Raw genomic sequence first — 4,022 nt, 5'->3', positions numbered from 1 at the left:
CCCGCGGCCCCGGCGACCTGGTGGAGCCGCTCCTCGGGCCAGCGGGCGTCGAGCGGGACATAGGCCCCGGCCGCGCGGACGGTGCCGAGAGAGGCGGTCACGACGGCCGGGGAGCGGCCGAGCAGTACGCCGACGCCGGTCTCGGGGCCGACGCCGAGGCCCGCGAGAGCGGCGGCGAGTTCGGCGGAGAGGGCGTCGAGTTCGGCGTAGGTGAGGGAGGCGTCGTCGGTGGTGACGGCCACCGCGTCCGGGGTGCGCGCGGCCTGGGCCGCGAACAGCGCGGGCAGGACGGCGGGCTCGTCGGTGGCGGGCAGGGCGCGGCCGGTGCCCCAGCGGGAGACGCGGGTGTGCTCGTCCGGTGTCATCAGGTCGTGCTCGATGACCGGTCGTCCGGGTTCGGCGGCGACCCGCTCCAGCAGGCGCAGCAGCCGGGCCGTGAGGTTCTCGACCGTGCTCCGGTCGAACAGGGCGGTGGCGTACTCGACCCCGGCGCCGAGGCCGCCGTCCCGCTCCTCGGTGAAGGCGAAGGTGAGGTCGAACTTGCTCAGCCCGTTGTGCACGAGCCGGTCCTCGACGGTGAGTCCGGGCAGGTCGGGGCGGACGCCGTCCTGGTTCTGCAGCACCACCGTGGTCTGGAACAGCGGGTGGTGGTCACGGGCCCGGACCGGGTTGAGGTGCTCCACCAGCCGCTCGAAGGGCACGTCCTGGTTGGCGTAGGCGGCGAGGTCGAACTCACGCACCCGGACAAGCAGTTCGCGGAAGGTGGGGCGTCCGGACAGGTCGGTGCGCAGCACGAGGGTGTTGACGAAGAACCCGACCAGGTCCTCCAGCGCCTCGTCCGTGCGGCCCGCGACGGGTGAGCCGAGCGGGATGTCGTCGCCGGCGCCGTGCCGGTGGAGCAGGGTGGCCACGGCCGCCTGGAGCACCATGAAGAGGCTGGTGCCCGATTCCCTTGCCAGTCGCCTGAGCCGGGTGTGCAGTTCGGCGGGCACCTCGAAGGTGTGGACACCGCCCCGGGGGTCGACGGCGGCCGGGCGGGGCCGGTCCAGCGGGAGGTCGATCAGGCCGGGCATCCCGGCGAGCGCGGTGTTCCAGTGGTCGAGCTGTCCGCGCAGTACGCCGTCGTCCTCGGCGTCGCCCTGACCGTCGCCGAGGAGGGCTCGCTGCCAGAGGGTGTAGTCGGCGTACTGGAGCGGGGTGCCGAGGGTGAGCCCCGGCTCGGCGCCTTCGAGGCGGGCCCGGTAGGCGGTGCCGAGGTGGCGGGCGAGCGGAGCGAGGGACCAGCCGTCACCCGCGATGTGGTGGACGACGAGGACCAGCACATGGTGTTCGGGCGCCGAGCGCAGCAGCAGAGCCCGCAGCGGCAGGTCGGCGGTGACGTCGAACGTCTCCCGCACGGCGGCCAGCACGGTGGCGTCCATGTCGGCCGGTGCCGTGCTCACCACGGGCAGCGCGGGCGTGGCCGCCTCGGCGGGCAGGACCCTCTGGTGCGGCACGCCGTCCCGCTCGGGGAACACCGTGCGCAGCGCCTCGTGCCGCTCGATGACATCGCCGAGCGCGGCCCGGAGGGCGGCCGGATCGAGAGCGCCGTCCAGTTCCAGGACGAGCGGGATGTTGTACGTGGAGCTGGGCCCCTCCAGCCGGTTGAGGAACCACAGCCGCAACTGGGCGTAGGACAGCGGCAGCGGCTCGGGGCGGTGAGCGGCGGGCAGGACGGCGGGGCGGACCCGGCCGGGTGTGTCCAGGGCGCGGGCGAGTCCGGCGACGGTCGGGTGCTCGAAGAGGGTGCGCACCGCGACCTCCGCCCCGAGGACGGCGCGGATTCGGCTGACGACGCGCATGGCGAGCAGGGAGTGGCCGCCGAGGTCGAAGAAGCTGTCGTGCGGGCCGACGGCGGGGCGGTGCAGCACGTCGGCGAAGATCCCGGCGAGGAGTTCCTCCTGCGGGGTGCCCCGGCCGGGCACCACCGAGGTCTCGGTCTCCGGCTCGGGTTCGGGCAGCGCGCGCCGGTTCACCTTGCCGTTGGGCAGCAGCGGGAGTTCGTCCAGGACGACGACGGCGCCGGGCACCATGTAGTGCGGCAGCGTCTCGGCGAGGTCGTCGCGCAGGGTGCGGGCGCGCGGGGCGCCGTCGGCCGTGACGGCGTAGGCCACCAGCCGGCGCCTTCCGGGGGCGTCCTCGCGGATGACGGCGCAGGCCGAGGTGACGCCGGGACGGGCGAGGAGCGCGGCCTCGACCTCACCCAGCTCGATTCGGAAACCCCGGAGTTTGACCTGGTCGTCGGCGCGGGACACGTACTCGATCAGCCCGTGCCGGTTCCACCGGACGAGGTCGCCGGTGCGGTACATGCGCGCACCGTCGGTGTGGAACGGGTCGGCGACGAAGCGCTCGGCGGTCAGGCCGGGGCGCCCCAGGTAGCCGCGCGCCAGGTTGGGCCCGGCGAGGTACAGCTCGCCGGTGACCCCGGCCGGTACGGGGCGCAGCCGGGTGTCGAGGACGTAGGCGCGCATGGTGTCGACGGGCCGGCCGATCGGCACGGTGTCCGCCGCGTGGCCCTCGGCGTCCTCGGGGACGCGGTGGGCGGTGGCGTCGATGGTGGCCTCGGTCGGGCCGTACAGGTTGTGCGCCTCGGCGTGCCAGGTGCGGGCGATGTCGTCGGCGAGGGCGCGGGGCAGCGGTTCGCCGCCGCACAGGACGGCGCGCAGCGCGGGCAGCGGTGCCGCGGCGGCGGCCTCGGCGAGGACGAGCGCGAGGTGCGAGGGCACGAACTGGGCGACGGTGACGCCGAACCGGCCCATCCAGTCGACCAGCGCCCGCGGGTCCTGATTGACCCCGTCGGGCAGCACGCACACCTCGGCGCCGTTCATCAGCGGCAGCCACAGCTCCCACACGGAGGCGTCGAAGCTGGTGGAGGTACGTGCCAGGACCCGGTCGCCCTGCGTCAGCGAGAGGTGCCCCGCCATCCAGGCCATGTGGTTGGCGAGCGCGCCGTGCGGCACGGTCACGCCCTTGGGCCGGCCGGTGGAGCCGGAGGTGTAAATGACGTACGCCGGGTCGGCGGGGTGGAGCGGCTGTCCCGACCCGCTTCTGCCCGCGACGTGTTGGTCCGGGTCGAGCCACGGTACGTCGGTGGGCGGGAGCGTCTCGTGGACGTCGTGTGTGGTGAGCAGCAGGACCGGGCGGGCGTCGGTGACCATGTGCCGGATGCGGGTGGCCGGGTAGCGCGGGTCCACGGGCAGGTAGGCGGCTCCGGCGCGCAGGACGGCCAGCATGGCGACGACGGAGGTGACGGACGGCGGCAGGGCGAGCGCGACCAGCGTCTCGCGCCCGGCGCCGCGCTCGCGCAGTACGTGGGCCAACGCATCGGCCCGGTCGTCGAGTTCGGCGTAGGTGAGGCTGGTGTCAGTGTCCCGTACGGCGGTGGCGTCCGGGGTACGCGCGGCCCATTCGCGGACCGCTTCCGGTGCGGTGAGCGCGGGGAGCGGGCGGTGGGTGCCGTGGCCCTGGGCGAGGAGGCGGTCGCGCTCGCCGGGGCCGAGCGGGTCGAGGTCGCCGAGGCGCCGGTCGGGGTGCCGCACGGCCTCGGTGAGGACGCGGGCGAACCGGTCGCACAGGTCGCGGGCGGTGGCCTCGTCGAAGAGGTCGGTGGCGTACTCGAGGTAGCCGCCGATGCCCAGGGCGGGCTCGGTCCGGTCGGCGGAGGCCGCGTTCTCGGTGAGCGAGAAGGTCAGGTCGAACTTGCTGATCCCGGTGTGTCCGGAGCGGTCACGGCTGGTGACGCCGGGCAGGTCGATCCCGGCCCGCTCCTGGCTCTGGAGGACCAGCATGGTCTGGAAGAGCGGGTGGTGGTCGGCGGAGCGTTCGGGGTTGACCGCCTCCACCAGCCGCTCGAACGGGATGTCCCCGTGACTGAACGCGGCGAGGTCGAACTCCTTGACCCGGCCGAGGAGTTCCCGGAACGTCGGGTCACCGGAGAGGTCGGTGCGCAGCACGAGGGTGTTGACGAAGAACCCGACCAGGTC

At 74.3% G+C, this 4,022-nt stretch carries 1 protein-coding gene; it reads right to left on the bottom strand.

Going from position 1 to position 4,022, the window contains the following annotated elements; all coding sequences use genetic code 11:
- A partial coding sequence (locus tag GT030_RS04780) for a non-ribosomal peptide synthetase (protein ID WP_161199983.1) occupies positions 1–4,022 on the bottom strand: 4,022 nt, incomplete at both ends.

Source organism: Streptomyces sp. SID1328 (assembly GCF_009865595.1).
GTDB classification, from domain to species: domain Bacteria; phylum Actinomycetota; class Actinomycetes; order Streptomycetales; family Streptomycetaceae; genus Streptomyces; species Streptomyces griseoluteus.
This window is presented reverse-complemented; position numbering and strand designations above follow the sequence as displayed.